Consider the following 25,330-nt stretch of genomic DNA (forward strand, 5'->3'; position numbering starts at 1 on the left):
GGTTTCGTCCGGATCACTGGTTCGGGAAGTAGTCCTCGCACTCCCCATCGCGATAGACATCTGCGGTGCAGCAATGCAACCCGCCGCCAAATGCATAGGCGTCGCGCAGGTCGACCTCGACCACTTCCATGCCAAGCTTGTCCATTTGCTCGGCTTGATAGACCTCGGACTTTTCCACACAGACGGTTTTGGGGTCCAACACCAGTACATTCATCGACAGCCAGGTCGACGAATAGCAGAGCGGCGGCGGAGTGTTGTGCGCCGGCTGTGCAGCATCCACAATCTCCCAACCGTTCTTTTCGAACATGCCGCGCTGATCTTCGGGCAGGCGACGCTGTGGGTTGTTCAGGATCAGGCCCGGGCGCAGCGGCGTGAATGTTGCGTCGATGTGGATCGGGTAAGGGTCGCCGGGGAAGTTCACCGTGTGCACGCGGTGATCGGGGAAATGACGGCGCAGCCACTCGATGCCCTTGAGATTGGTGGTGAAGCCATGCTGCACCACCAGGTCCTTGCCGAACCGCAGCACGTCGGCGGCGTCGAACAAGGGCTCTTCTTCGGTGGTGACAAAGAACTTCTCAGCGGCCCACTCCAGACGTTTCGCGTCGCCGATCTTTTCGCTCAGATAGTCCGGGTGATAATCCGCATCAGTCAGACGCGGTTTTGGCGCGGCCTCGTGACGGAAGTTCGGGTCTTCCTCCCAGTATTGCTTCAGCAGCGGGCGATAGTTCAGGTATTCGAACCAGCGGCAGCGATAAGACATCGTCGCTTCAAGCATCTCGTGCCCCACAGTCAGCAGCACGTCGCGCGGCGGCATGCAGCCGAATTGACTGTCGGTGTGGAAATCCGGGGTTGTCACGGGCTGCGAATGGTCGATGGACACCGGGCGATCGACGCGGACACCACGCTTGCGCAGCTGATCGGCAAAATTGTCCAGCAGTTCGTTGGCGCGATCAATCGTTTCCTGCGGGCGGCGGCCCCATTGGCCGCGCATGTCGCTGTCTTCGGGCACTTTGGCGTCCAGCGCGGGCTCTTCGGGGGGGATGTGGCAGTCATCGGCACGGCCCACGATCACATGGCGCAACGTGTCCCATTCATTCCAGCTTTTGACTTCAGTTTTATCAGGCGACCAAGCCATGGGTGCCTCCATCTTTTTGGGGGAGGCATCAGGCGGGGCCCTCAATCTCCCGATTGAAAGTCCCGGCGTACAGGAGCGTGGGTGCAGGGCGAGAGAACCTCTCTGGCGACGCCATCGCCGATGAGCCCTGTGGCGATATAGCACTGCCGCTGCGCGCGGGGAAGACTGTTCAATACACACGCCCTGCCCGCGCGCAACCGTCGCATGCGCGCGTGGTTTGAATGTCAGACCAGCGCCAGAATGCGCGCAGGCCCTCCGGTGCCGCCCTTGTGTTTGGGTGCGCCAATAACCAAGGTCGCGCCGCTGGCGGGCACTTTGTCGAGGTTGGCAATGTTTTCGATGCCGAACCGACCTGTTGGCAACCAGGCATAATGCACCGCAAAATCGGCAGAGGGACCATGATCCAATGACAGGGTGTCCACGGCGATGGATGCGGCTGCCGTATCTTCCATCAACATTTGCGCAGCCTCGACATGGAAGCCCGGAAAATGCATCGCCTGCCCGTCAAATCCGCGATAGGCGTCGGTTGCGGTTTTGCCACCCCAGCCTGAATGCATCGCAACGCAGGCATTGGCGGGGATATCCCCGTGGGCAGCGATCCACGCCTTGATGTCGTCGGGTGTAACCTGCGCGTCCGCGTTTTCTGCTGCCTTTGCCGCGATGTCGATGACGCAGAGCGGCGCGACCAGTTGGCTGACCGGGATTTCGTCAACCGAGGCCCCATCGGCCGAAAAGTGCAGCGGCGCGTCGATATGGGTTCCTGTGTGTTCATTGATCTGCAGATTCAGCAGGTTGAAGCCGTTTTCGGCAAAGTTGAAGGGTTGCTCGGACGAGATTCCCGGCGCACCGAAATAGGTCGGAAATTCAGGGCTGACGGTGTGGGTCATGTCTTCGGCGCCACCGTGACCCTGTGCCAATGCAGGAGAGGTCGTGGCGCTGCCAAGTGTTGCCGCTGCGCCAGCCAGTGCTGCCCCTTTGAACAGCGAACGTCGGCTCAGCATTCGGTCTTTCACGGCATTCATTACACAGATGTCACACATTGCACTTTCTCCTGCTGTGGATGGGTCAATGCGGATTATCCTAGCATGGATATGGCAGGATCGATGTCCGTACACGCGTTTGTCAGGTTGATCCCCATCCTGATTGGGTGCGCATTCCCCTTTCAATTCCGATCCCGCTTTGCGAGACTTTCACCAAACTCAGACTCGCGGGGGATGTAAATCATTGTAACATCCCCTATATGCAATTGTATACAAACAAAAAGGGATAGAGCGGGATGTCGAATAGTGAATTTGAAACGATGATCCAGGAAACCCAGCGGCGCGTGCGCGAAAGCCAGTCGCAGATCGAAGGGCTGACCAGCCGGATCGAGGCCGCGCGCGACAAAATCGGCACGGCCGAGGCGGACATTGACATCGAAAATGCCACTCTGGAAGACGTCCACGCCCACACCGAGGTGATGAATTCCAACATCGCCGAGTTGATCATGGGGCTGGACGACGTGACATCGGCCTTTTCCAAGGATTTCGACGAAATGCGCTCGAAAACCGGTTGGGAAAGCTTTGTCGGCATCTTTGCCAAGGCCAAATCGGAATCGATGCGGCAAGAGCGGATGCGCACGGCCAATATCGACGACAAGCTGCAGGATCTGATCGCGAAATCCGATGTGATCGTGCAGCTGTTGCAGGGGCAGTTGGGCGTGCTCGAAGAACAGCGCGAGAAGGTGGAAACCAACCTGACCTCGACGCTGGATGACCGCGAATTCACGGTGCAGGAACTGGAAAGCGTGCGGGCCGAGATCCTGGGCATGGATCCCAAGATCATCGAGTTGGAAAACAAGATCAGCGTCGAACAGGACGCCGCCGCGCGGACCAAGCTGGAAACCGAGCTGGCCGATCTGAACAAGACCTATAACGCGTTGGTGCAGGACGAGCAGGTGAAGCTGGCCAAAAGCCAGACGTTGGAGCGTTACATCGAAAAGGGTAAATCCTGGGTCGATTCACTGCAGAACCAGGCGGCGACGCAGATGGTGCTGATCAACAAGCTGCAGACAGACACGCAGCAGCGTGTGGTTCTTTACGATGCGCTGACCAAATCGTTGAAGACGGCGCAGCAGCAGGACGTGGCACACCGGATCAACGAGATCGGTGTTCAGACCGACCAAGAGGCGCAGACCGCCATGGCCGCCATCGGCACCGCGACCAACCAGAAGATGGCCGACATGTTGGAAGCGCATGAGGACCATATGGTCTTTGCCCGCGACGTGCTGGAGAAAAAGGCCAAGGCGGACGAGCGTTTCGCCCGCCGCTTCGCCTCGATCGTCGAGAAGCACGACAAGAACTTGTATGGTGGGTGATGCGATTGTGGGGAGACAGGCCGCGCAGTTCCGTGCGCGTTGGCCGACCAACACACGTTAAGAGTATCAGAGAGCTGGACCCAAGTTTCAGGCCGCGTTGGCACAAATTGGAGGTCCGGTTGTTTCTAGCCATGATACTGCTCGTTTTGCTGTTGATTACCGGTATTTCCTTGGAGCGCGCCTGGCTTGCCAGCATTGGATTTTATGCCCTCGGGGGCAGCTTTGTCGTGATGTTCCTTCTTAAGTGGGGCACTAACGTTCTGGTCACGCTGGGGTATTGGTTCCCTGCGTTGGCACTGACTGCGGCTCGGTTGGATGCTTGGCTGGAACGGGATTTGGATTGGAGAAAGTGAAGTGACCGACCCAGCCCATGACCACGTCGGCCTGACCGACACCTTTGCTTCGCGCCGGTACTTCCGCAAGTTCGAGGTGATCACCGTGCACCTGCTGCGCGTGGCCGCGAATATGCAGGCCGAGGGGGCGATCTCGAAAGAAGAGGTCAAGATCGTCTCGCGCTATCTGTCAGGGTTGCTCTACACCTTTCGCGCGCTCAGCATGAAGTATCTGCTGGTTGGGCGCGATACGGGGCGGTTTTTCGGCTCTTTGGCAATGGACCGGCGCGACAGCGGTTTTCCGGTGGCGGCCGAGCTGATGACCATGGCTAACGACGCGCAACAGGCGCAGAGGCATCTGGAGAACATGCCGTCCGAGGCGCAGTTGAAGCATGACATGGTGCGCCAGATCATTGGCGAGCAACAGGTGCCCACGCGGCTGCAATTCGCGCTGTCTCAGCGGCTCTATTACGAAGAGCTGATGAAGGGAGAGCTGTTCTGGGCGCGCAATGACCCGGAAAGCATTTGGATTGGCAACACGGGGGACCGGCGCAAGTTTATGCTCCACTGGGCAGTCTATGACAGCCAGATCAACCTGCCGGTGATCTACCTGATGGAGGTTGAGGACAGCGGCAAGACCGCCCTGCCCAAAGACGAACGCCGCTGGCCTGAGGTGCAGGCTCATCTGATGGCGCAAAGTTTGGGCGGGCTGAAGCTGGTGACCATCGCCAAAGGCTTCGATCAGGATTTCGACGACCTGCACCCCAAGCGGCTGAAACGGTTCCACGTGGGGCCGATGTATTCCTCGGCCTATACCGAGCAATCGGGGCCCTTGCGCCAGGTGCTTGAGGATGCGGGCGCGCCCGAGGGGCAGGATTGGGCGTTGGCCTGGACCACCGAAGAGCTGGAAAGCGAGGATGTGGTCGAAGAGCGCGCCGGCTGGTTTTCCACCGTCGAACGCGAGGTCTTTGCGCTTGATCCATTTGGCGGGCGCGGGGCCGAAACCGGGGCGACGCATACACAACGCTCGATCATCCTGCCGCAGCGCCCGTTTCAGGTGCTGGCCGAGCAGGATCCGCCCGGCTTTGGCGATGTGCGCAAGTTTGTCGTGAGCAGGTCGGGGCAGGTGTTGCGTTACTGAATTTAATGCCTCCGGCGGCCGTATTTTGAACGAGAAGAAAAGTGGGTTGGTGAAATGAGTTTGACGTCTGACCAGATGGAATTGCGCGAAGAGGATATTCGCAAGCATTACACCGCAGCGACCGCGCTGCTTGAGGGGTTCGATCATGCGCCCCGGATCGCCAAACCCGTCGCGGAAAGCACCGCACCCGAACGCAGCCCCGGCGTTGGCGCGCGGCGGCGGTTTCGATCCACCACGCCGGGGTTGGTGACGCGCCGCACGGTGCAGGCCGATGGGGTGCATCTGATTGACCGGATCGAGGCGGCGGATGATGGGGACGCGTTGACCTCTCCGCTACAAGCGACGGTGCAGCACGGGTTGCGGCGGGCGGTGGCGATCTCGCTGGCGATGGGTGAGGTGTATTCCGATCAAACCGCGCTGGGCGATCTGAAACGGGCCAATCTGGCGGGGGATCTGCCGCCTGCGCGCAAGGCGGAGTTTTCGGAACTGCTGACGGCCGAGGCGCTGATTTCGGCCCATGTTCTGGGCAATGCGCTGGCCTATCTGATGTCGTCGCATCTGACCGAGACCACCGTGGACGTGGGTGAGGTGGAGGAGCTGTTGACCGACAATGGTCAGATTGCCTTGCACGGCGCGTTGTGGGAACTGGATCAGGTGCTTGCGACCAAAGCGCCCGATGACGCACACTTGGTGGCTGCGGTCAGCGCCTATGCCGAAGCGTTGATGGAGAAGGCCGCGCAGCGGGCGCAATCGGCGCAGCATCTGGCGGGGTTCGCGGGCAGCGCGTGGCATGTCGAGGCGGATGACCTGACCCTGCGGGGGTTTGAACCGGCCTCCAAGGCGAAATCCACCACGCTGACGATGACCTTCAAAAAGCCGACCGAGGTGGTGGGCAACCATATCGCCAAGTATCAGGCGCTGCGGCTGGCCAAGATGTTGATGGCCTATGACTTTGACCGCCGCCTCAACCCCTTTGCCGAGCTTGGTGGGTTCATCTTTACCTTTATGGGCGACGGCAAGCCGGGGACGGGCAAGACGACGCTGATCCAGATGATGGCGGGGCTGCTGAACGACTATTGTCAGGTCGCGGGCTATCCGTTCCGCTACCAGAACCTGTCGACCGACAACATCGACAGCTATCAGGGCAAATCTGGCCAGAACGCCAAGGCATTCATCAACACGATCATCGACCCGTCGGTGATTGGCTTTGGCACCATCGACGACATTGACCAACTGGCGGGCAAGCGGGGCGACCGGCAGTCCTCCGCCGGGCAGCTGGAAATCACCGCAGTGCTGATGGAAAGCTTTGCGGGCGCCAATACGGTTGTGCGGGGCAACTGCACATTCGGCATGTTTTCGAACTACCCCGAGAATGTCGACGACGCCCTGCGCCAGCGGGCGGGGGCGCGGTTCCTTGTGGATGGGCCGCAAAGCCGCGAGGATTACATCGACATCCTGTCGCTGCTGATGGGCAAGAACCACGACATCCCTCTGGGTGATCACGACCTGATGGCGGCGCAGGAAATAAAACGCGCAGTGGCGGCGAGTTTTGAGGGGCACAATCGGCCCCATGAAGCGGGGCTGTTGGATGTGTTCGACCGGGTGTCGAACCAGATCGGCACGCTGGATACGATTGCTAAGCTGGGCACCTACCTCAAGGGCATCCAACAGGCGGATGAGCGGTTCACGGGTCGTGCGATCAAGAACATCACCGATGCGGTCAAGGTCCGCGCGATGGATTTTGAGCTGCCGGATGAGTGGATGGAGAACCCCGAGCTGTTCCTGTTCAAGGATTACGACACCAAAAAGGCGATGATATCCGAGCTGCGCGTGCCGATCACGGTGGACATGGTCCTGCAAGAGATCAACCGCTACGCCGACAGCGAATTCCGCTACGCCGACAAGAGCGACGAGGTCGCGATTGACGCCATGGTCCGCGACTTTGGCCGTCAGGAAGAGGCGAAGAAGCGGTATTTGGAGGGGAAGGGGTGAACACACAACAAATGTGTCCGCAGACCAGCGCGGCTCTGCCGCGCAGCCCCCTCCCTCCCCCCCTTGGGGAGGGGGCTTGGGGAGTGATTGGAGTTCAAACGGATCGGGAAAGAAGAGAGAATGTGGACCATGTCTGAAGCTCCGAACGTTCTTATCGCAATCGGAACTCTCTTAGGTGGTTCAGCAGCGATGTGGGGTGCTTACTCAGCGTGCCGCGGCCTAGAGACATGGAGAAAAGAGCGCGAGTCGGATCTGGCCAAGCGTTTGGCAGCGGCAATCTATCAATACCGAAAGTCGCTTTTGGAAATAACTCATCCCGACGTTTCACCTGAAGAGCGCCAACTAGAGAATGGCCCACAGGAAAACTTGGGGCCAAACTATTTTGTTTATTGGTTTCGCTTTGGAAAAACCAAAGTTCCCCTGAAGGCCGTAGAAGAGATATTGGCTGAGGGAGAACTGAGGTGGGGTAGCGAAATCTATCGCATGTTTGAGCCAATAGAACAGACTGAGAGAAACTTGCTGCGCAAGATTTTAGCTACGGACGAGACTGCTTATGCTTCCAATCAGGAACGTATTTCTGGTGTTCATTCCGCTGATGAGTTCTTGAAAGATTTAGCTTACAAAAAAACCTGCGAAGCCGCTCGTGAGATTCAAACGGCATTTCGGCCAATCGTTGATTTTCTTAAAGGGAAGGTTTGAGCGATGCGTCGAATTACGGACTGCGCGGCGCAGCCGCGACGCGCCCGACCCGCCCCACAGGGCGGGCGCGTTCCGCACCAGCCCTCGGGCCGGGCGCGCCGCTACCGGTGGGGCAGACAGGAGGTTTCATGAAGAGATTGATTGAGAAGGGCCTAATGTTTGGAAATCTGGTCCATATCTCCAGCCCGGCCCTGATCGAACGTTATAACCGTGCGCTTGAGCATCTGAGCGGCAAGGCCACGCAGCTGAATGACTTTCACGTCGATATCTCTGGGTTTTCGCCGGAAGTGGGGGAGGAGCTGGGGGATCCGCTCTACCTTAACCCCAATGGGGTCAATCGGCAGTTCATTCTGCTCACGACCGAGCAGAAGCGGGCGCCGTTGTTGAATGTGAAATTCTCGACCTCGCGGGATATTCTGCGCCAGTTCATCGAGGATAACGAAAGCCAGCTGTTTGCCCTGACGGCCACGGATGCTGTGGCGGGGGAGCTGGTGAACTCGGTCTTCAAGATCCGATCGGCGCGGGATCTGTTTGACCTGAAAAGCGTTGAGGTTGAGGCCGACACCGTGGGTGGGACGCTCAAGACCGCGACGCAGTTGGCGAATATGGTCGAGCGGTTCAAAACCGAGGAAGACGCCTGGTTCGATGATGTGCTGATTGCCGACATGATCGGGGCGGCGAAACAGACCGGCGATGTGACGCGTAACCCGGTGCATCTGAGCCAGGGGACGTTTGAGCAGGGCGCGTTCTGGACGGCGCATTTTGGTGGCATGTATCTGTTCACCGACCTGGACCATCCGGCGGTGATCGTGAGCGGCGAAAAGCCCGACGACGCGCTGCCGATCAAATATGTCTTTGACCTGAGCGACCGGAACCGGATCGCCAAGTTTCTGGATTACAACGATCTGGCCGAACCCATCGTCAAGGCGCGCGGAGTGGATGCGGCGGCGATCCTGCAGCAAAAGATGGATTTCATCACCATCGACACGGCAGCGAACGCTGGTATCGACCTGAGCGAACTGGGGCGGAGCGACATGCGGCGGCTGGCGCGGCGGCATGTGGATGAATTACCGGAAGTGTATCACGGGCTGTCGCAGCTGATGTCCTGGGCCAAGTCCGGGGGCAGCTGGCCGCGCATCAGCTCGGACCATCCGGCGTATTTCTACACCCTGCGCGCGGCTGACACGCCGCACCGCGATCTGGTCAACATGCTGCTGGCGGAACTGTGCCCGTTGGACGTGCGCCAGCTGTTCATCTGCCACAAAGAGCTGTTCTACCGCACCTATGCGCACTGGCCCGAGGTCAAGAAGGCCTTTGTTGCTGATTTCCTGGCGCAGGAGTATCAGGTGGACAAGGCAGGCGCACGCGAGGCACTCTTTGGTCATGAGCCGGACATGAGCGGCGCAGAACCTGAGCGTCGCGACGATCTGATTGATCGGGTCGGTCCGTGGGGCGCAGTCAGGAGACGTTGAGATGATTGCCTTGTTCCGCTTGTTGGTTGTTCTGTTTGTGGTGCAAACGATTGCCTATGTCGGGTTGTCGTTTTATTCACGCGCGGTGCGCAAGCGGAAGCTGGCAGAGCATTGGGAACGCAAAGAGGCGATGAAGGGCGACAAGGATGCCTTTGTCGAACGTGGGCTGAAACGCTATGACCAGTCGTTTCGCCGCAAACTTATCCTTGGGGTCTATATCGTGCCATGGGTCGCGATTGTGGCCTTGATCTATATTCGGAACTTTATGTGAGGGCCTGACAGCATGGGCTATGTGAAATGGGCGATCATCCTGATCTTTTGGGGCTTTGTCGGGGCCACGCTGCATTATGCGCTGCCGCAGCACGACACGGTGCGCATCGTCAACACCTATGAAGAGCGTCAGGAGCTGAACGATTGGACCCGGATGTTCTGGGCCACGCCGGATGATCAATCTGCCACCCTGATCAATCGGGATGTGCAATTCATCCAGGCAGTGCGCGCCAATGGGCGGCCGATCGTCTATCGGAACGAGGATACGGGCTGGGGCTGGCCGTTCTATTTCAAGTTCGACACCGCGAACCTGTATACCGAAGCGGCGGACAAAGTGTCGTCCAAGGACAACCCGGAATGGGTGTCAGTGATGCACTATGGTTGGCGAAATGAGTTTCTGTCCATCTTTCCCAACGCGATTTCAGTCACCCCGGTGGATGGGCCGGATTACAGCCCGATCCCCTGGTTCAACATCATCTTCCTGACCGTTCTGGCGGCGATCCTTTGGGCGATCTACGTGCGCTGGCGCAGGTTCCGCGCTGCAAAGATCGATCCGATGGTCGAAAGCGTCGAGGACAGCCTTTATGCCGCTGGCGATGCCATCGACGAAAAGCGGGGCCGGTTCCGCAGATGGTTGGACAGCTGGAAGGCCTGATACACAAAGCCAAAAGCGCCGCTGAAACTGCGGCGCTTTTTTCTTGCGGGTTAAGTGGTTGAAACGCAGCAGCGCTCACTTATGTTCAAATTCCTGTCATATATGACAGTAATTAGGAGAACGATAATGACCGCTACCAATTTCACCAATTCGACACGTGCTATTTTTGCTGCTGCAGTGGCAGTGGTTGCGTCGGGGCAGGTTGCCCTGGCTGATAAGGTCGAGGACGCAAAGGCGCTGGTGGACAGCTTTTATTCGAACCTGATCGCAGAGAATTACCCTCCGATGATCAACATGTTCATGCCAAACGCCACAGCCCAGTACACGACCAAATATGGTTATGGGCTTCCCGATGACGTGTTCAACTTTACCCGCGAAGAGGTTCAGGCCTATGCGGATATCGAAATTCCCGAGGAGTACCTGGAGTACTTCAAGGACTACAAAGAATTGGATCGCAGCTACAAGATCCTGGGCGCCGAAGAGACCGGCGATACTGTCACGGTTACTGGTCAGGCGGTGCAGAACTATGAAATGAAGGCCTACAAAGGTCAGAACATCCAGACCGACACCTTTGTGATCAACTTCCCAGAAGGTGTCGAGACACCATTGATTGCGGACTACAAGGGTGTGCTGACGTTCAAGTAACGTTGGAAACTTTAGCCGCAGGACCCCTGAATTCTGCGTCTAGTCCGCAAACAAATACTCGGTCTGCGCCAGGCGCAGACCCTGTTCCCAGGAAATCGAAAGAAACTCGGACAGCTTTTCGGCGTTTTCTTCGGGCTGCGCAGACTCTCGTATGCGGCCATAGCGCGCAAAACCAGCGTCGCGGATGCGGTCCCCTTCATAAGCCAGATCGTTGCGGATCGTGGGTAGCAGACGTTCCAACGTAGCCTGCGGAGTCCGCTCGCCCGCAAGGCCGACACGGTGGGCGTGGCCGATCAGGTATTCGTCCGTGAATTTGCATTCGATCTCGAGCATTCGGGTCACTGAGCGGTCCGAGAAGAAGTCATGCATCAGGTCCAGGTTCGAGGGATCCATGCAGATGATCAGACGATCGGTGTCATAGTATTCGAACAGCATGCGCATCAGTGCGCGGCGGTGACGAGTGCGCTTTTCCAGTGTTGCCTGAATGCCGCCCAAGTCGGGCAGCGGCGCGCCCTCCTCGTTGAACAGGTATTCTATGGTGGGCACGTTCATGACATGACGGATCTGATCCAGAAGACGCTTGGCGACGTGCCATTTCTTGGAGACGACAATCATCAACTCACGCTCTCGCCCCAAAGAACTTTCGGTCTCCCAAAACCGCATGCCAAACCGCCGTCCGATGCGGCCACGGCCAGTCAAGAATTTGTAAAGACTGCGCCCTTCGTTCGAGATCTGGAATTCAACGTCATGCGCCGCATACAGCCGCCCTAGTCGGGATTTGAGCTCTTTGGCCTCGGGGCTGATCTTGCGGGCAAACAGGAAATCCTGACTGAGTAGAAGATCATAGTGATCGTTGTAAAAGGTGACGGGCATCCCGTAGTCGGAGAACATCAAGAAGGTCAGCGTGCGGCTGTCGATCTCATCCTCGGGGATCAGGTGACGCACCAGGGTCTGGAAAAACGTCTCGTCCGGGATCCAGGTGGTCGAAAAAAACCGCATCACGTCGCGGCGGGTGCGGGTGAAATCCAGGATCCATTCAACGGTTCGGCGGCGCAGGCACCACCATTGGCTGCCGATCATGATTTGGATGTCGGCGGGGATTTCGCGTGTCCACCCCAACCGCTGTTGCAGGTTGAACATGGCGTAAAAGCGTTTCTTCTGGGTGCGCTCGTTGAACCAGTGGCGGTAGATCAGCCGCTCTTCTTTCCAGCCGGTCTTGATCCAATCGCTTTCGAAATAATCAAAACTTTCGACAAAGTCCTTGTCGTTGTCGTCAAGGAACTGATGCGCGTATTCCGCCGTCTTAATTGCCATGCAGTCGCCCGACAGCATGTAGAAATGCGTGGCGCGCGGAAACTCGTCTACTGCAGCTTCGATCGCATAAAGCGTTGCCTGAACCAGCGACCATTCCCCCCAGCCGCATTTGATGCGCTTGCGGGCAAATGTGACGTTGGGGTTGTCGGCGAGGGCGGTTCTGATCTTGCGAAAATGTTCGGATTTCGCGCTAGCATCAAAGTGGATCGACATATAGTCGCCGGCCGCAGTCAACCGCTCGGCCTGCATGATGATGGCATCCGGATCCTTGTGGCACAGCAAGATGTAGGCAATTTTTGCCATATTGGAAACGATGAACCCTTGTTTCTGCCCTTTGTTTACCCTGTTAAAGATGAAGACCGATTGAATAAACAGGGTTTATTTGGTTTTTTGAGGCAAAGACGCCTGACGCTTAAGCTAGGGCTAAATGGGGTACGGAGGCAAGACAGATGGGTTTTCCAGGCACCTGGATGACGGAAAGTGAAAGTGTTGTGTATCGAGTGGTGCCAAAATGTGCCTGCTCGACCATTGGGCAGATCATGTATTACTCGGATCATGGCGAGTTCTTTGATGGGGACATTCACGACGCCAAAGGCGGCTTGCACAAGTGGGCGCTAGACGAAAGCCAGGGGCCCATCACGCGCAATGTGCAGGCGCACAAGTCTTACGCCTTCACCTGTGTCCGCAACCCCTACACGCGCATCCTGTCGTCTTTCTTTGACAAGATCTGTGGCATTCAGCGCAACGGCAAGCGGTATCGTGGCAATCTGGTGCCGACTCTGATCTACAAATACGGGATCGAGGTCGGAGGTGATGACGGCAAGCAAGAGTTTGACCAGATCAAGAGCTTTCGCCGGTTCCTGCTGTTTGCACGTGACACCATCCGCTGGCGCCGCCCTATGGATCCGGACATTCATTGGTCGGCTATGTCTGGTCATGTCTCAACCTTCATCGCCAATGGCGGGCGCTATGATAACATCGTCTGGACGGAGCAGTTCAACGATGGCATGCAGGACGTTCTGAACCACATCGAAACTCCGGTGAAAATCGACCTGAGCCAGATCCCGCGTTTCAACGAATCCGAAGGTCACGGTCCCAAGCGTGCGCATCCGGTCGAAGATTACTTCGACGATCTGTCGATGCATCTGGTGTACGAGATCTACAAGCGCGATTTCGATCTTTTCAAATACGACTTTGAAAACCCGGCCAACAAGATGCCGATTGATCAGATCGACCTGGACGAAGTGCACGCCAAACTGTCCTGAGGCGGCCTTGCGCCGGGATCAGACCCGGCGCGCCACGAGGTATCGGCTTGGTGGAACTGCCGGGTAGCTGCCGGTTTCGATGATGTCGAATCCGGCTTCTGTCACTTCGCGTTCCAACTCTTCGATCGTCAGGGAACGGACAAAGGGGGCCTTGCCCAGAATCTGCATCAGCGGAATGGCGAGCTTCATGAACCGCAGGCGCAGGGGCAGGCCCTTTGCGTTCAGGCACACGGATTTTGAGATGAACAACCCGCCCGGTTTGACCATCTGATGAATGTGCTTCAGATCCTGGGTCAGGTTGGGCAGCAGGTGTAGTAGGTTCAAGGCCAGCACTGTGTCAAAAGGCGCGCCCGCAAACTGCGGATCCGATACATCCGCTGCAATGAACTCCACATTGGTCACTCCTTGATCGGTGGCCTTGGTTTGGCCGATTTCGGTCATTTTGGGGGATAGATCGCTGGCCACATAGCGGGCCACATTGGGGGCCAGCAGAAGCGCGGTTGAACCGGTACCTGCACCCAGTTCCAGCACCTGGTCATTGGCGCTGAGGTAGGAACGGGTCCGCTCTAGCGTGTATTCATAAGCTTCGACGTCTTTGATGGGGGATTTCGCATAGCGTTCGGCGATGCCATCCCAGAATGCAGTTGCTTGCGCCATGGTGTAATCTCCTTTGAATACTGTTTAACCCATGCGGAAATCATTGGTGAATTGTCCAAATCTGTTCAGCTGTTATACAGAAATGCATGAATTGGCAGGGTGTCTCATTTGATTGGTCCCATGTGCGGGCTTTTCTGGCGACGGCAGAGGAGGGGTCCCTGTCGGCGGCGGCGCGCGTGTTGCGACAAACCCAGCCCACCATCGGGCGTCAGATCGCGGCGTTAGAGCAAGACCTAGGCGTGACCCTTTTCGAGCGTTCCGGTCGATCCGTTGCTCTGACGGACGCCGGGCGCGAGATGCTGGGCCATGCGAAATCGATGCGCGCGGCCGCGATGCACCTGTCGCTGGTGGCCAGTGGGCAGTCCCAGTCCATCGACGGCACCGTACGCATCACCGCGTCCGAAGTGTTCTGCACCCATGTCATGCCAACGGCTCTGCTGCGCCTGCGTGAAGTTGCCCCCAAGCTTGAGGTCGATGTGGTATCGGCCGATGACCTGCGCGATCTGCAAATGCGCGAGGCGGACATCGCGATCCGGCATGTGCGACCCGAACAACCCGAGCTGTTTGCCCGTTTGGTCGCCGAAACGACCGCGCATCTTTACGCAGCGCCCAGTTATCTCGCGGAACGCGGGCGGCCTGTTTCTTTGGCGGACCTGAAGGCGCATGATTTCATTTCGTTCGGAGACATCTCGCGGATGATCGCCTTTTTCGGTGAGCAAGGGGTGGAACTTTCGCAGGACAACTTCCGCATGGGCTCGACCTCGGGCAGTGCGGCCTGGGCGATGGTGGAACAGGGGCTGGGGCTGTCGCTGATGGCCGATCAGGTTGCCCGCCGCTGTCCATCGGTCGAACGTGTGGTGAGCGCGTTGGAGCCGGTACGTTTTCCAATTTGGCTGACAACACATCGAGAGCTTCACACATCGCGCCGCATTCGATTGGTGTTTGATCTGCTGGGGGACTTCCTGTCCAAGGACGCGGCGTAAGTTGGTGATCCCTTGCCTGCCTGCCTTGGGCCGGGTAGGTCGCAGGTCAAACGTTTCTGAGCAGGTTCTATGTCCGATTTCCTTTCCACACTCAGTTGGCCCGATGCTGTTGGCACCCTTGGCACGTTGATCATCGCGTTGGCCTATTTCGCGACCCAGATGAGATATCTGAACTCGGACGATCTGCTGTTCCCCTTGGTGAACCTGCTGGGGGCGCTGTTGCTGATCTATTCGCTCAGCCACAACTTCAACCTGGCCTCGGTTCTGATGGAAGGGTTCTGGATCATCATCAGCATCGTGGGCATTGTTCAGAACCTGCGTGCGCGCCGCTCAGGCTGATTTTCGGTGCAAGACCCGCTTGCACCGGGACGCTTGCGCGCCTAAATCTGGCCCCCATGGCCAAGCAAAAGACAGATCCGAACTATAAAGTGGTTGCCGAGAACCGGCGGGCCCGTTTCGACTATGCCATCGAGAGCGATCTCGAATGCGGCATCATGCTCGAAGGGTCCGAGGTTAAGTCGATGCGCGTCGGCGGAACCAATATTGCCGAAAGCTATGCCACTGTGGATGACGGTGAACTGTGGCTCGTGAACTCCTACGTCGCACCGTATGAGCAGGCCAAGATGTTCAAGCACGAGGAACGCCGCCGTCGCAAACTGCTGGTCTCGCGCAAGGAACTGTCTGACCTGTGGAACGCAACACAGCGCAAGGGGATGACCCTGGTGCCGCTGGTTTTGTATTTCAATCACCGTGGCAAGGCCAAGATCAAGATCGGCATCGCCAAGGGCAAGAAGAACCATGACAAGCGCGAAACCCAGGCCAAGCGAGATTGGTCGCGCCAAAAACAGCGCCTGCTCAAGGATCACGGCTGACATTGATGGGCTGGGGTTTTGCGGGGCGACCGTTCGGCCGCCCCACTTTGGTCAGTAGGTGCGCTTGACGTCCGAATAAGCCCCACGCAGCTGCAGGGTAATCGTGAGCGGCGCGCTTGTCCGGTTGCGGAAGAACCAGCCGTGGTTGCCTGTGAACGCTGCGGTGATTGTACCGGTCTCGCTCGAAAGGCCGCGACCTTTCTTGTACGAGATCGACTGACCGCTGCCGTCGCCGTGCAGATCATAGTTCACGACAGCGTCCGAGGTGTACCAGCGGAACTCGGCCTCTGCCTCCTTGTCCATAACCAGCTTCCATTCCGCACCTTGTCCGGGCGTCAGTTCAAAGCTGATTTCGTCTTTCCAGGTCTCGGCCTGCTGTGCATAGGCGGCCGAAAAGAACAGGTCCAGAATGCTGGATTGCTCTTCCCCGGCGGCTTGACGGTCTTGCTCCGCCTCTTCTGCCAATTGCGTCTTGATCTCGCCCATTTCGGTCAGGCCCAGAACACGGCCAATGCGGGTGGGGTCGATGCCGTATTCAGAAGGCAGGACGATGGTGATCAGGATCGCCACAGCGGCAACAGCCGCGATGATGGTCGACTTGAGCAATTGTGCGCTGCTGGGCAGCTCTTCGAGGTTCGGTTTTTCTGCGTTGTACATTGGATATCTCGATGTTCGAATTATGAGGACAGGACAAGACCGGTGAGCTGATAGCCCATCAGGACAAAACCAGCGGTCATCATCACAACATTTGCGGTATAGGCATGGCGCCAGAAGCTGGTGCTGCGACGCCAGTAGCCCATGACGATCAGGATCAAGGACAGGGCCAGAATCTGACCGATCTCGACGCCGACGTTAAAGGCAAGAAGGTTTGGCAACAGGCCGTCCTGCGCAATTTCGTAGTCCAGGATCTTGGTCGCCAGTCCCAAGCCGTGGAAAAAGCCAAAGATCAGCGTCGCCACCTTGGTGTTGGGCTGGAACCCGAACCAGCGCTGATAGGCACCCAGGTTGTCGAGCGCCTTGTAGACAACCGACAGGCCGATGATGGCGTCAATCAGATAGGCGTTGACGTTCCAGCCAAACCAGACGCCCAACAGCATGGTTGTGGAATGGCCGACAGCGAACAAGCTGACATAGATGGCGACGTGCTGCATCCGGTAAAGGAAGAACACGACACCGAACAGAAACAGGATGTGGTCGTATCCCGTCACCATGTGTTTGGCGCCCAGATAGGCAAAGGGGATCAGCTTGACGCCCCAGATTTCCTGAATGTAACCGGCATCGCCGGGGGTCACGTTATGTGCAGCGGCCACACTGGCACTGAACCACAGTGCGAGAAGGCCCAACAGGGTTGCGAAAACGGGCGTGCGCCGTCCAACCCCGCTGCGGGGTACAGAAGTCATGAGTATATGCTCCGATAGAGTTTGTTTGCGTGTGTTTCGTTTAAGGAAACGTCAAACTCTCGGAGGTCGCTCCAGCCCGTGCTGCATATCCCAGACCATCAGCGAAACTATTGTCCAAGCGTCTTTGGTGAGGGGTGGAAGGGGAGACGGATCCTCGCTCGGAACCGTGAGGCCGGGGTTGTGGTCGTGATCGGTTACGTCGTGGCTGTGTCCGTGGTCGGACCAGGCGACATCCACCACCGGATCATGGCTGTGGCCGTGATCGTTGATCTGGGCAGCGCCCTCAAGGTCGATCTGCGGCAGGTGGTTCGTTACCCCGGTCAGACCCTGCAGCAGAATGCCCGCCGTCAGAACGACAGCAAACAGCATTTGCAACATGTAGGTGAGTCTGCTCATGACCGGGTGCTCGATTGATTTAGGTGTGCATATCCCCCCTTGGGGGATGGGGTCAAGTCTGCCGACTCGGCGGTATCGGCGGTTTTCGGGCCCTGGATGCGGTTCTTGTGCCGCATGGCCCTGTGCTGGACTTGCACCAGATTTCCAGTGGGTATACGGACAATCTAGCGCATAGGGGAGGCATGTATGACCGACGATCCGAAAACACTCGTATCCACCAGTTGGCTGGCCGATCACCTTAAGGATCCGGACCTGCGGGTTCTGGATGCGTCCTGGTATCTCCCGACCGAGAATCGCGACCCTGAGGCCGAATATCAGGCGGCCCATATTCCCGGCGCGCGATTCTTTGATATCGACGACATCTCTGATCGTCGCTCGGATTTGCCGCATATGGTGCCGCCGGTTGAAAAGTTCATGTCGCGGATGCGGGCCATGGGCGTAGGTGATGGGCATCAGGTTGTCGTCTATGACGGCGCTGGTTTGATGTCAGCGGCGCGTGTTTGGTGGCTGTTCAAGCTGATGGGGCAGGACAATGTCGCCGTGCTGGACGGAGGTCTGCCCAAATGGCAAGCCGAAGGGCACGAGATCGAAGATCTGCCGCCGGTGATCCGGGACCGTCACATGACGGTCCGCGTACAGAACCATCTGGTGCGAGATGTGACCCAGGTGTCCGCGGCCGCCAAGCTGGAAGATCACGAAATCATCGATGCCCGCTCTGCTGCGCGCTTCCGGGGCGAAGCTGCCGAGCCGCGCGAAGGGCTGCGGTCGGGTCACATTCCCGGCTCAAAGAATGTGCCGTTCAATACACTTTTGAACAAAGACGGGACGATGAAATCCCCCGAAGCCTGCCGCGAGATTTTCGAGGCCGCCGGGGTCGATCTGTCGAAACCCGCCATCACCACCTGCGGATCAGGCGTGACCGCTGCCGTTCTGGCGCTGGCCCTGCACCGCTTGAGCAAATCCGACTACTCGCTTTATGACGGCTCCTGGGCCGAATGGGGTGCCTTCCCAACCCTGCCCGTCGCAACCGGAGAGAACTGATGTTCGAAAACCTCAAAGCGCAGCCAGCAGACAAGATCCTGGCGCTGATGCAAGCCTATCGCGAAGACCCGCGCGACACCAAGATCGACTTGGGTGTCGGGGTTTACAAGAACGCCGAGGGCGTCACCCCGGTGATGCGTGCGGTCAAGGCGGCCGAGCAGCAGATTTGGGAAGAGCAAGAGTCCAAGTCCTATGTGGGTTTGGTGGGCGATCCGGCCTATTCGGATGCCATGATCAAGCTGATCCTGGGCGATTCTGTTGCACGCGAAAACGTGGGGGCAGCAGCGACCCCCGGCGGCACCGGCGCGTGCCGTCAGGCGTTTGAGCTGATCCAGATGGCCTCACCCGACGCACGCGTGTTCGTGTCGAACCCGACCTGGCCGAACCACATTTCGATCCTGAACTATCTGGGTATGGAAACCGTGCCTTACCGCTATTTTGACAGCGAAACGCGCGGCGTCGATTTCGACGGGATGATCGAGGACCTGAAAACCGCCAAAGCGGGCGACGTGGTGCTGCTGCACGGTTGCTGCCACAACCCGACCGGTGCCAACCTGAACCTGGTGCAGTGGCAAGAGGTCGTGGACCTGATCAATGCCCAGAACCTGGTTGCGATGGTCGACATTGCCTATCAGGGCTTTGGTGACGGTCTGGAAGAAGACGCGCAGGCCGTGCGCCTGGTGGCCTCGTCGGTCAAGGAATGCCTGATCGCGGCGTCCTGTTCTAAGAACTTTGGTGTCTATCGTGAGCGCACCGGCCTCTTGATGGCTGTGTCGAACGACAGCAGCCAGACAGCGCTGAACCAGGCGACGCTGGCGTTCCTGAACCGTCAAAACTACTCCTTCCCGCCTGATCACGGCGCACGTATCGTGACCACCATCCTGAACGACGACGCCTTGCGCGCGGACTGGATGGCCGAGCTGGAAGACGTGCGCATCTCGATGCTGGGTCTGCGTCAGCAGTTGGCGGACGAGCTACAGCGCCTGACCGGCTCGGATCGCTTTGGGTTCATCGCACAGCACCGCGGCATGTTCTCGCGCCTGGGCACCACGCCCGAGCTGGTCGAGAAATTGCGCGCTGAGCACGCGATCTACATGGTGGGCGACAGCCGCATGAACATTGCAGGCCTGAACGCGCAGACGGTGCCGATTCTGGCCAAGGCGATTGTGGACGCCGGGGTCTGATTTTCGCACCAAAGTGCTGTTAATCTGCCAAAAATGACGAAAAAGCCGCCTGTTTACGCAACAGGCGGCTTTTTTTGTTGAGCGTTCTGTGGCACCCGCAGGTCAACGTTCCTCGAACAGACTTGCTGTCCCATGCCCAGTTTCCGATTTGCCCTCTTTCTTTTGCTGAGTCTCGTTCTGGTGGCCTGTGCGGGCAGCTATGACCGCACCAACGTCACGCCGACCGCCGAGACCTATGAACGTTTCTACCCTTCTGCAGCTACGGCTGATGTGCGTCTGTTCGAAGACGGAGGGCGCGAAGAATTGGTATCGCTTCAATCGAACTTGCAACCGACCCTGGCGCAGGTGCCGGGCGGGCGTGGATTGAACATTCTGGCGTTGTCAGGAGGCGGGCAGCACGGTGCTTATGGGGCCGGCGTCCTGAACGGGTGGACGGCATCCGGTCAACGGCCGGATTTCGATATTGTCACCGGCATTTCGACCGGGTCCCTGATTGCGCCCTTCGCCTTTCTAGGTTCGGAATATGACGCGCGGCTACGACGGTTCTATACCCAGACAACCACGCGGGACGTGGCGCGGCTGGATGTGGCAGGCGCGATTTTTGGGCGGGGTTTCCTGGGCAAGACGACACCGCTGCGCGCCGCGATCGAGCGTGAACTTTCGGATGATCTGATCACTGCTATCGCCGTCGAACACCGCAAAGGGCGCCGCCTGCTGGTAGGTACCACCAACATCGATGCCGAGCGACCCGTTCTTTGGGACATCGGGCAGATGGCGCAGATCGAAACGCCGCAGGCCCGTACCCTGATCCGCGATGTGATCTTGGCCTCGGCCGCCATCCCGGTTGTGTTCCCGCCCATCACCATCGAGGTGACAGATGGCGATATCCGCCGAGAAGAGCTGCATGTCGACGGCGGGCTAACCCGCGAGGTGTTTGTCTATCCGGCTGGCTTGCCTATGGGCCAGATGCTGCGACGGGCGGGGTTGAGCGGGCGAAGCAACACCATCTGGCTGATCCACAACAAGACGTTAGAGCCTACTTTTGATCCGCTTCCTGGCAATGCCACAGCAGTGGCGGACCGCGCGTTCGAGATGCTGATCCGCTCGCAAAGCATCGGCAACATCGAAAGCATTCTGTCGCTGGCCAAGCGGGACGGGCTGGGTGCCAACATCACCTACATTCCGCGTGACTTCACGCAAAAGCCGGATGAACCCTTTGATCGCGACTACATGAACGCACTGTTCACGGTGGGTCATGCTGCGGGCAGCGCGCGCGAAGGGTGGCTCTATGACATTCAAGATTGGACAGTCGAGGACTTTGAGTAGGGCGCATGAAAAAGGCCCGAGCCAGTAGGCTCGGGCCATTGGTTTCAATCTATGACGGATCAGCCGCGCGAGAATTCGGGATAAGCTTCCATCCCCAGTTCGGCCATATCCAGGCCGTTGACCTCATCCTCTTCGCTGACGCGGATGCCCAGGGTCGATTTCAGGATGAACCACAGCACCAGGCTGACGGCGAAGGTGAAGACGCCATAGGCCACGATACCGGTCAGCTGAGTCATCAGGGTTGCGTCCGAGTTGTAGAAGATCACGGCGATGGTGCCCCAGATACCGGCGCACAGGTGAACCGGGATCGCACCAACGACGTCGTCGATCTTGAGCTTGTCCAGGAAGGGCACGGCGAAGACCACGATCACGCCACCCACAGCACCGATCCACAGCGCGCCGAACAGGGTCGGTGCCAGCGGTTCAGCGGTGATCGATACCAGGCCAGCCAGAGCACCGTTCAGCACCATGGTCAGGTCGGGCTTTTTGAACATCACCTGGGTCAGGATCAGCGCGGTTACTGCGCCAGCTGCCGCAGCCATGTTGGTGTTGGCAAAGATGCGCGACACGTCCGATACGTCACCCACGGTGCCCATGGCCAACTGCGAGCCGCCATTGAAGCCGAACCAACCCAGCCACAGGATGAAGGTACCCAGGGTGGCCAGCGCCAGATTCGAACCCGGGATCGGGATGACCTTACCGTCTTTGCCGTATTTACCGATACGCGGACCCAGCACGATGGCACCTGCCAGAGCGGCCCAGCCACCGACCGAGTGTACGACGGTCGAACCGGCGAAATCCTGGAAACCCATGGCATCCAACCAGCCACCGCCCCATTTCCACGAACCGGAAATCGGATACATCAGACCGGTAAGAACTACGACAAAGATCAGGAAGGGCCACAGCTTGATCCGCTCGGCCAATGCACCCGACACGATCGACGCGGTCGCGGCCACAAACACCAGTTGGAAGAAGAAGTCCGAACCCACCGAGGCGTAATCCAGAGCTGCGTCTGCCGCCGACACGCCAACCGCGTCCAGCACGGTCGGGCCGCCAATGGCGAAGAAGCCGTTGAAATCACCGGGGTACATCGTGTTGAAGCCCACGAACCAGTACATGATGGCGGCAATCGAATAGAGCGCGATGTTCTTGGTCATCTGCATGGTGACGTTCTTGGACCGCACCAGGCCGCCTTCGAGCATGGCAAAGCCTGCAGCCATGAAGAAGACCAGAAAGCCCGCCATACAGAACAGCAGCGTGGTCATGATATAGGGGCCGATTTCGTCAAAGCCCGGCGCGGCAGCGTCCTGCGCCAGGGCCAGCGACGGCAGGGCAATGAGCGCGGCCGCAGCAGGAAGTGTCTTGAGAAGGTTCATTTCGATTTTCCCTTGGATAAGAGTGTGCGGACGCTTAGAGCGCGTCGTCATTGGTTTCCCCGGTGCGCACGCGCACGGCCTGTTCGACGTCCAGGACAAAGATCTTGCCGTCACCGATCTTGCCGGTGCGGGCGGTGCTGGAAATGGTTTCGACGATCTGATCGACCATCGAGGCGGCAACTACGATTTCCAGTTTGATCTTGGGGACAAAATTCACGGCGTATTCCGCGCCGCGATAGATTTCTGTATGGCCCGACTGTGAACCAAAGCCCTTGATCTCGGTGACCATCATGCCGCGGATGCCGGCCTCGGTCAGAGCTTCGCGGACCTCCTCCAGCTTGAACGGTTTGATCGTTGCGATGATGAGTTTCACTGTGTTCCCCTCGATTGAGCAGGTGTGGGCCTGCGTGTCTTGATGAGGTGATCAAGACTGTTGCTGCGATGCAGAGAAACCGTGGCGCAGCGGAAATCATGCGAAAATCTGGAAGATTTGCACATTTTTTGCACAAAATAGCGCCTAGGATTAAAATTTAGGCGGACGCAAAAGGGGAATTGAATGTGAATAACACCTCAACACCCGAGGCGCATCGGGGTATTGTGCGGCAAAAGCCAGAACCGGGCAGGGTAGAGCATGAGTGATTCAAAGCGGCGGAAACCGCCATTGGTTGCGGACCGACGGTATCCGTCGGCAACCCGCAAGACGGCGGCCAAGCCCAAATCCAAAGCCGCGCCCAAGAAGAAGGCCACCACCAGGAAAACAGCCAGTCGCAAGACCCGCAAGCCAGCCCGCAAGTCGGGGGGCGGTGGGATCTTTGGATGGGTTCGGCGTGCCATTGGCTGGGTCTTTGGCCTGATCTGGGGGTTCACCTGGCGCATCGGCATGATTGTTGCTCTGTTGCTGGCTCTGGCGATTGGCCTGGTCTATACCACCTTGCCGGATGTAACGGCCCTGCTTGACGGGCGCGCGCGTGGATCCGTGACGATGCTGGACAAGGACGGCAATGTGTTTGCCTGGCGCGGTGACCAGTTTGGAGGCGTGGTCACAACGGACACGGTTTCGCCCCACCTCAAGAACGCGGTCATCGCGACCGAGGACAAGCGGTTCTATCGTCACTTCGGGATCAGCCCACGAGGCGTTGCCAGCGCGGTGCGCATCAACCTGAGCGAGGGGCGCGGGCCATTGTCTGGCCATGGTGGGTCGACCATCACACAACAGACCGCCAAGCTACTATGTCTTGGCGTGCCCTATGACGAGACGCAGTGGGACTCCGAGAAAGCCTATGAAGACGACTGCCGCCAGGGATCGCTGTGGCGCAAGATCAAGGAAGCCGTCTATGCGATGGCGATGGAGGTCAAATACTCGAAGGACGAGGTCCTGACTATCTACCTGAACCGCGCGTTCCTGGGGGCAGGTGCCCGTGGGTTCGAGGCCGCAAGCCAGCGGTACTTCGGCAAGTCGGCGGCCGAAGTGAACCCGTCAGAGGCAGCGATGCTGGCAGGCTTGCTGGTGGCGCCCACGCGATATGCGCCTACGAACAACCTCAAACGTTCGCAAGACCGTGCGCGTGTGATTGTCGGGCTGATGGAGGACCAAGGGTATCTGACCTCTGCGCAAGCAGATGGCGCGAGAGCGAACCCAGCCGAGCTGTCAGCAGCGGCCGCGGCTCGGGCAGGTGGCTATTTTGCAGATTGGGTGATGTCGAGCGGGCCGGAGTATTTCACCCGCAACACCACCGAAGATGTGATCATTCGCACGACGCTGGATCAGCGCATTCAGACCTCGGCTGAAGAGGCGATGAATTTCGTGTTCCAGGAAAAGGTACGCGAAGGGTCAAAGGCGCAGGCCGCGATTGTGGTGATGTCGGCAGATGGCGCCGTGCGCGGTATGGTGGGCGGTCGCAAGACCCGTGTGACTGGTGCGTTCAATCGGGCGACGCAAGCGATGCGCCAGACCGGTTCAGCCTTCAAACCCTTTGTTTATGCCACGGCGTTGGAGCTTGGGTACTCACCGCTCGATACCGTTGTGGACGCGCCCTATTGCCTGAACATTCCAGGTTCGGGCGAGTGGTGTCCCAAGAACTATACCAACAAGTACTATGGTCAGGTCACGCTAACGCAGGCGCTCAAGGATTCTCTGAACATTCCGGCGGTTAAAGTGTCCGAAGCCGTTGGGCGCGATCTGGTGCGCAAGGTGGCGTCGGATTTTGGTATCGACAGCGACCTGGCCGCAGGTCCCGCACTCGCCTTGGGGGCATCGGAAAGTACGCTGCTGGAGATGACCGGGGCTTATGCCGGAATTCTGAACGGCGGTTCGTCTGTGACACCCTATGGTCTGGTCGAGCTGCAGTTGCTGGGGGACGAAACGCCGTTGATGGGCTCTGGTGGCGGCATCGGTGAGCGGGTGATCCAAACCGGCGCGGCAGAGCAGCTGATCTGGATGATGGAAAAAGTTGTTGCCGAAGGATCTGGTCGCCGTGCCGCACTTCCGGGTTGGCAAGCGGCTGGCAAGACCGGGACGACACAGGCCGCACGGGATGCTTGGTTCATCGGGTTTACGGCGGACTATGTGGCCGGCGTGTGGATGGGGTATGACGACAATACGCCGCTGTCCGGTGTGACGGGGGGCGGCCTTCCAGCCGAGATTTGGCATGAAACGATGGTGCGGGTTCAGGACGGTCTGACACCCAAAGCGCTGCCTATGCGTGCGCCGGTGCGACCGACGCGCATTCCGGAACCAAAACGTAATCGTGAAGGCGGCGGATTTGGCGATGCGGTGGATCAGCTGCTCAAGGATATCTTTGGCGGGCGGAACTGAGCGC

At 58.5% G+C, this 25,330-nt stretch carries 26 protein-coding genes; 17 read left to right on the forward strand and 9 right to left on the reverse strand.

Annotated features, from left to right (window positions below):
• Positions 1–13: 13 nt before the first annotated feature.
• A complete protein-coding gene (locus tag TRL7639_RS00865; RefSeq protein WP_085796194.1) occupies positions 14–1,135 on the reverse strand; it encodes a serine/threonine protein kinase in 1,122 nt (373 codons plus the stop codon).
• 224 nt (positions 1,136–1,359) lie between these two features.
• Positions 1,360–2,175: a cyclase family protein gene (locus TRL7639_RS00870; RefSeq protein WP_085793930.1), complete on the reverse strand. Its 816-nt coding sequence runs from the start codon at positions 2,173–2,175 to the stop codon at positions 1,360–1,362.
• Between the two features lie 236 nt (positions 2,176–2,411).
• Between TRL7639_RS00870 and TRL7639_RS00875 the strand changes: the two genes are divergently transcribed.
• From TRL7639_RS00875 to TRL7639_RS00915, 9 genes are all read left to right on the forward strand, one after another.
• Positions 2,412–3,491, forward strand: coding sequence for a coiled-coil domain-containing protein (locus TRL7639_RS00875; RefSeq protein WP_085793931.1), 1,080 nt, complete (start codon positions 2,412–2,414; stop codon positions 3,489–3,491).
• Positions 3,492–3,622: 131 nt separating this feature from the next.
• Positions 3,623–3,844, forward strand: a complete 222-nt coding sequence (locus tag TRL7639_RS00880) for a hypothetical protein (RefSeq protein ID WP_085793932.1) — start codon at positions 3,623–3,625, stop codon at positions 3,842–3,844.
• Between the two features lies 1 nt (position 3,845).
• A complete protein-coding gene (locus tag TRL7639_RS00885) occupies positions 3,846–4,964 on the forward strand; it encodes a hypothetical protein (RefSeq protein WP_085793933.1) in 1,119 nt (372 codons plus the stop codon).
• A gap of 54 nt (positions 4,965–5,018) precedes the next feature.
• The gene (locus tag TRL7639_RS00890) at positions 5,019–6,956 is read left to right on the forward strand and encodes an AAA family ATPase (protein WP_085793934.1); all 1,938 of its coding nucleotides are present in this window, start codon (positions 5,019–5,021) and stop codon (positions 6,954–6,956) included.
• Positions 6,957–7,085: 129 nt separating this feature from the next.
• Positions 7,086–7,655: a hypothetical protein gene (locus TRL7639_RS00895; protein ID WP_133057585.1), complete on the forward strand. Its 570-nt coding sequence runs from the start codon at positions 7,086–7,088 to the stop codon at positions 7,653–7,655.
• A gap of 128 nt (positions 7,656–7,783) precedes the next feature.
• Positions 7,784–9,127: a DUF6638 family protein gene (locus TRL7639_RS00900; protein WP_085793936.1), complete on the forward strand. Its 1,344-nt coding sequence runs from the start codon at positions 7,784–7,786 to the stop codon at positions 9,125–9,127.
• A 1-nt stretch (position 9,128) separates the two neighbouring features.
• Positions 9,129–9,398, forward strand: coding sequence for a hypothetical protein (locus TRL7639_RS00905; protein ID WP_085793937.1), 270 nt, complete (start codon positions 9,129–9,131; stop codon positions 9,396–9,398).
• Positions 9,399–9,410: 12 nt separating this feature from the next.
• On the forward strand, positions 9,411–10,052 hold the full coding sequence (locus TRL7639_RS00910) for a DUF1523 family protein (protein ID WP_085793938.1): 642 nt from the start codon (positions 9,411–9,413) through the stop codon (positions 10,050–10,052).
• A gap of 126 nt (positions 10,053–10,178) precedes the next feature.
• Positions 10,179–10,697, forward strand: a complete 519-nt coding sequence (locus tag TRL7639_RS00915; RefSeq protein WP_085793939.1) for a hypothetical protein — start codon at positions 10,179–10,181, stop codon at positions 10,695–10,697.
• Positions 10,698–10,736: 39 nt separating this feature from the next.
• On the opposite strand, the gene TRL7639_RS00920 is transcribed toward TRL7639_RS00915, so the two are convergent.
• Positions 10,737–12,314 carry a DUF5928 domain-containing protein gene (locus TRL7639_RS00920; protein WP_085793940.1) on the reverse strand — a complete coding sequence of 526 codons (1,578 nt, stop codon included), beginning with the start codon at positions 12,312–12,314 and terminating at the stop codon, positions 10,737–10,739.
• Between the two features lie 146 nt (positions 12,315–12,460).
• Here TRL7639_RS00920 and TRL7639_RS00925 point away from each other — a divergent pair, with 146 nt between their 5' ends.
• Positions 12,461–13,276, forward strand: coding sequence for a sulfotransferase family protein (locus TRL7639_RS00925; protein WP_085793941.1), 816 nt, complete (start codon positions 12,461–12,463; stop codon positions 13,274–13,276).
• An 18-nt stretch (positions 13,277–13,294) separates the two neighbouring features.
• On the opposite strand, the gene TRL7639_RS00930 is transcribed toward TRL7639_RS00925, so the two are convergent.
• Positions 13,295–13,933: a class I SAM-dependent methyltransferase gene (locus tag TRL7639_RS00930; RefSeq protein ID WP_085793942.1), complete on the reverse strand. Its 639-nt coding sequence runs from the start codon at positions 13,931–13,933 to the stop codon at positions 13,295–13,297.
• Positions 13,934–14,019: 86 nt separating this feature from the next.
• On the opposite strand from TRL7639_RS00930, the gene TRL7639_RS00935 reads away from it, so the two are divergent.
• The 3 genes from TRL7639_RS00935 to smpB all read left to right on the forward strand — a co-directional run bounded on the left by TRL7639_RS00935 (position 14,020) and on the right by smpB (position 15,788).
• Entirely contained in the window at positions 14,020–14,916 is an 897-nt protein-coding gene (locus TRL7639_RS00935) for a LysR family transcriptional regulator (protein ID WP_085793943.1), read from the forward strand.
• 69 nt (positions 14,917–14,985) lie between these two features.
• Positions 14,986–15,255, forward strand: coding sequence for a CBU_0592 family membrane protein (locus TRL7639_RS00940; protein WP_085793944.1), 270 nt, complete (start codon positions 14,986–14,988; stop codon positions 15,253–15,255).
• Between the two features lie 56 nt (positions 15,256–15,311).
• On the forward strand, positions 15,312–15,788 hold the full coding sequence (gene smpB, locus TRL7639_RS00945; protein ID WP_085793945.1) for an SsrA-binding protein SmpB: 477 nt from the start codon (positions 15,312–15,314) through the stop codon (positions 15,786–15,788).
• A 51-nt stretch (positions 15,789–15,839) separates the two neighbouring features.
• Here smpB and TRL7639_RS00950 read toward each other — a convergent pair whose 3' ends face one another.
• Genes TRL7639_RS00950 through TRL7639_RS22860 form a run of 3 tightly spaced genes read right to left on the reverse strand, consistent with a single transcriptional unit; the run spans position 15,840 to position 17,584 of the window.
• Entirely contained in the window at positions 15,840–16,445 is a 606-nt protein-coding gene (locus TRL7639_RS00950) for a transmembrane anchor protein (RefSeq protein WP_085793946.1), read from the reverse strand.
• A 20-nt stretch (positions 16,446–16,465) separates the two neighbouring features.
• Positions 16,466–17,188 carry a HupE/UreJ family protein gene (locus TRL7639_RS00955; RefSeq protein ID WP_085793947.1) on the reverse strand — a complete coding sequence of 241 codons (723 nt, stop codon included), beginning with the start codon at positions 17,186–17,188 and terminating at the stop codon, positions 16,466–16,468.
• Between the two features lie 51 nt (positions 17,189–17,239).
• A complete protein-coding gene (locus TRL7639_RS22860) occupies positions 17,240–17,584 on the reverse strand; it encodes a hypothetical protein (RefSeq protein ID WP_133057586.1) in 345 nt (114 codons plus the stop codon).
• A gap of 186 nt (positions 17,585–17,770) precedes the next feature.
• On the opposite strand from TRL7639_RS22860, the gene sseA reads away from it, so the two are divergent.
• The 3 genes from sseA (at position 17,771) to TRL7639_RS00975 (ending at position 21,135) form a co-directional block, all read left to right on the forward strand.
• Complete coding sequence (sseA, locus tag TRL7639_RS00965) at positions 17,771–18,625, forward strand: 3-mercaptopyruvate sulfurtransferase (protein ID WP_085793949.1); 855 nt, start codon at positions 17,771–17,773, stop codon at positions 18,623–18,625.
• A complete protein-coding gene (locus tag TRL7639_RS00970) occupies positions 18,625–19,809 on the forward strand; it encodes an amino acid aminotransferase (RefSeq protein WP_085793950.1) in 1,185 nt (394 codons plus the stop codon). The genes sseA and TRL7639_RS00970 overlap by 1 nt, the downstream gene beginning before the upstream one ends.
• A gap of 132 nt (positions 19,810–19,941) precedes the next feature.
• Positions 19,942–21,135, forward strand: coding sequence for a patatin-like phospholipase family protein (locus TRL7639_RS00975; protein WP_085793951.1), 1,194 nt, complete (start codon positions 19,942–19,944; stop codon positions 21,133–21,135).
• A 59-nt stretch (positions 21,136–21,194) separates the two neighbouring features.
• Here TRL7639_RS00975 and TRL7639_RS00980 read toward each other — a convergent pair whose 3' ends face one another.
• Positions 21,195–22,511, reverse strand: a complete 1,317-nt coding sequence (locus TRL7639_RS00980) for an ammonium transporter AmtB (RefSeq protein ID WP_085793952.1) — start codon at positions 22,509–22,511, stop codon at positions 21,195–21,197.
• 34 nt (positions 22,512–22,545) lie between these two features.
• On the reverse strand, positions 22,546–22,884 hold the full coding sequence (locus tag TRL7639_RS00985; RefSeq protein ID WP_085793953.1) for a P-II family nitrogen regulator: 339 nt from the start codon (positions 22,882–22,884) through the stop codon (positions 22,546–22,548).
• Between the two features lie 258 nt (positions 22,885–23,142).
• On the opposite strand from TRL7639_RS00985, the gene TRL7639_RS00990 reads away from it, so the two are divergent.
• Positions 23,143–25,326 (forward strand): transglycosylase domain-containing protein, encoded by a 2,184-nt coding sequence (locus TRL7639_RS00990; RefSeq protein ID WP_085793954.1) that lies wholly within the window; start codon positions 23,143–23,145, stop codon positions 25,324–25,326.
• The last annotated feature ends 4 nt before the right edge of the window (positions 25,327–25,330 follow it).

Origin of the sequence: Falsiruegeria litorea R37 (genome assembly GCF_900172225.1) — a bacterium.
Lineage (GTDB): Bacteria > Pseudomonadota > Alphaproteobacteria > Rhodobacterales > Rhodobacteraceae > Falsiruegeria > Falsiruegeria litorea.

Bases quoted from the DNA above. Each gene is read 5' to 3' on its own strand.
- TRL7639_RS00955 (WP_085793947.1), bottom strand. From the start codon at position 17,188: ATGACTTCTGTACCCCGCAGCGGGGTTGGACGGCGCACGCCCGTTTTC.
- TRL7639_RS00880 (WP_085793932.1), top strand. From the start codon at position 3,623: ATGATACTGCTCGTTTTGCTGTTGATTACCGGTATTTCCTTGGAGCGC.
- TRL7639_RS00910 (WP_085793938.1), top strand. From the start codon at position 9,411: ATGGGCTATGTGAAATGGGCGATCATCCTGATCTTTTGGGGCTTTGTC.
- TRL7639_RS00905 (WP_085793937.1), top strand. From the start codon at position 9,129: ATGATTGCCTTGTTCCGCTTGTTGGTTGTTCTGTTTGTGGTGCAAACG.
- TRL7639_RS00865 (WP_085796194.1), bottom strand. From the start codon at position 1,135: ATGGCTTGGTCGCCTGATAAAACTGAAGTCAAAAGCTGGAATGAATGG.
- TRL7639_RS00980 (WP_085793952.1), bottom strand. From the start codon at position 22,511: ATGAACCTTCTCAAGACACTTCCTGCTGCGGCCGCGCTCATTGCCCTG.
- TRL7639_RS00890 (WP_085793934.1), top strand. From the start codon at position 5,019: ATGAGTTTGACGTCTGACCAGATGGAATTGCGCGAAGAGGATATTCGC.
- TRL7639_RS00895 (WP_133057585.1), top strand. From the start codon at position 7,086: ATGTCTGAAGCTCCGAACGTTCTTATCGCAATCGGAACTCTCTTAGGT.
- smpB (WP_085793945.1), top strand. From the start codon at position 15,312: ATGGCCAAGCAAAAGACAGATCCGAACTATAAAGTGGTTGCCGAGAAC.
- TRL7639_RS00915 (WP_085793939.1), top strand. From the start codon at position 10,179: ATGACCGCTACCAATTTCACCAATTCGACACGTGCTATTTTTGCTGCT.
- TRL7639_RS00975 (WP_085793951.1), top strand. From the start codon at position 19,942: ATGCCCAGTTTCCGATTTGCCCTCTTTCTTTTGCTGAGTCTCGTTCTG.
- sseA (WP_085793949.1), top strand. From the start codon at position 17,771: ATGACCGACGATCCGAAAACACTCGTATCCACCAGTTGGCTGGCCGAT.
- TRL7639_RS00925 (WP_085793941.1), top strand. From the start codon at position 12,461: ATGGGTTTTCCAGGCACCTGGATGACGGAAAGTGAAAGTGTTGTGTAT.
- TRL7639_RS00950 (WP_085793946.1), bottom strand. From the start codon at position 16,445: ATGTACAACGCAGAAAAACCGAACCTCGAAGAGCTGCCCAGCAGCGCA.
- TRL7639_RS00970 (WP_085793950.1), top strand. From the start codon at position 18,625: ATGTTCGAAAACCTCAAAGCGCAGCCAGCAGACAAGATCCTGGCGCTG.
- TRL7639_RS00935 (WP_085793943.1), top strand. From the start codon at position 14,020: ATGAATTGGCAGGGTGTCTCATTTGATTGGTCCCATGTGCGGGCTTTT.
- TRL7639_RS00875 (WP_085793931.1), top strand. From the start codon at position 2,412: ATGTCGAATAGTGAATTTGAAACGATGATCCAGGAAACCCAGCGGCGC.
- TRL7639_RS00940 (WP_085793944.1), top strand. From the start codon at position 14,986: ATGTCCGATTTCCTTTCCACACTCAGTTGGCCCGATGCTGTTGGCACC.
- TRL7639_RS22860 (WP_133057586.1), bottom strand. From the start codon at position 17,584: ATGAGCAGACTCACCTACATGTTGCAAATGCTGTTTGCTGTCGTTCTG.
- TRL7639_RS00930 (WP_085793942.1), bottom strand. From the start codon at position 13,933: ATGGCGCAAGCAACTGCATTCTGGGATGGCATCGCCGAACGCTATGCG.
- TRL7639_RS00870 (WP_085793930.1), bottom strand. From the start codon at position 2,175: ATGTGTGACATCTGTGTAATGAATGCCGTGAAAGACCGAATGCTGAGC.
- TRL7639_RS00920 (WP_085793940.1), bottom strand. From the start codon at position 12,314: ATGGCAAAAATTGCCTACATCTTGCTGTGCCACAAGGATCCGGATGCC.
- TRL7639_RS00900 (WP_085793936.1), top strand. From the start codon at position 7,784: ATGAAGAGATTGATTGAGAAGGGCCTAATGTTTGGAAATCTGGTCCAT.
- TRL7639_RS00990 (WP_085793954.1), top strand. From the start codon at position 23,143: ATGAGTGATTCAAAGCGGCGGAAACCGCCATTGGTTGCGGACCGACGG.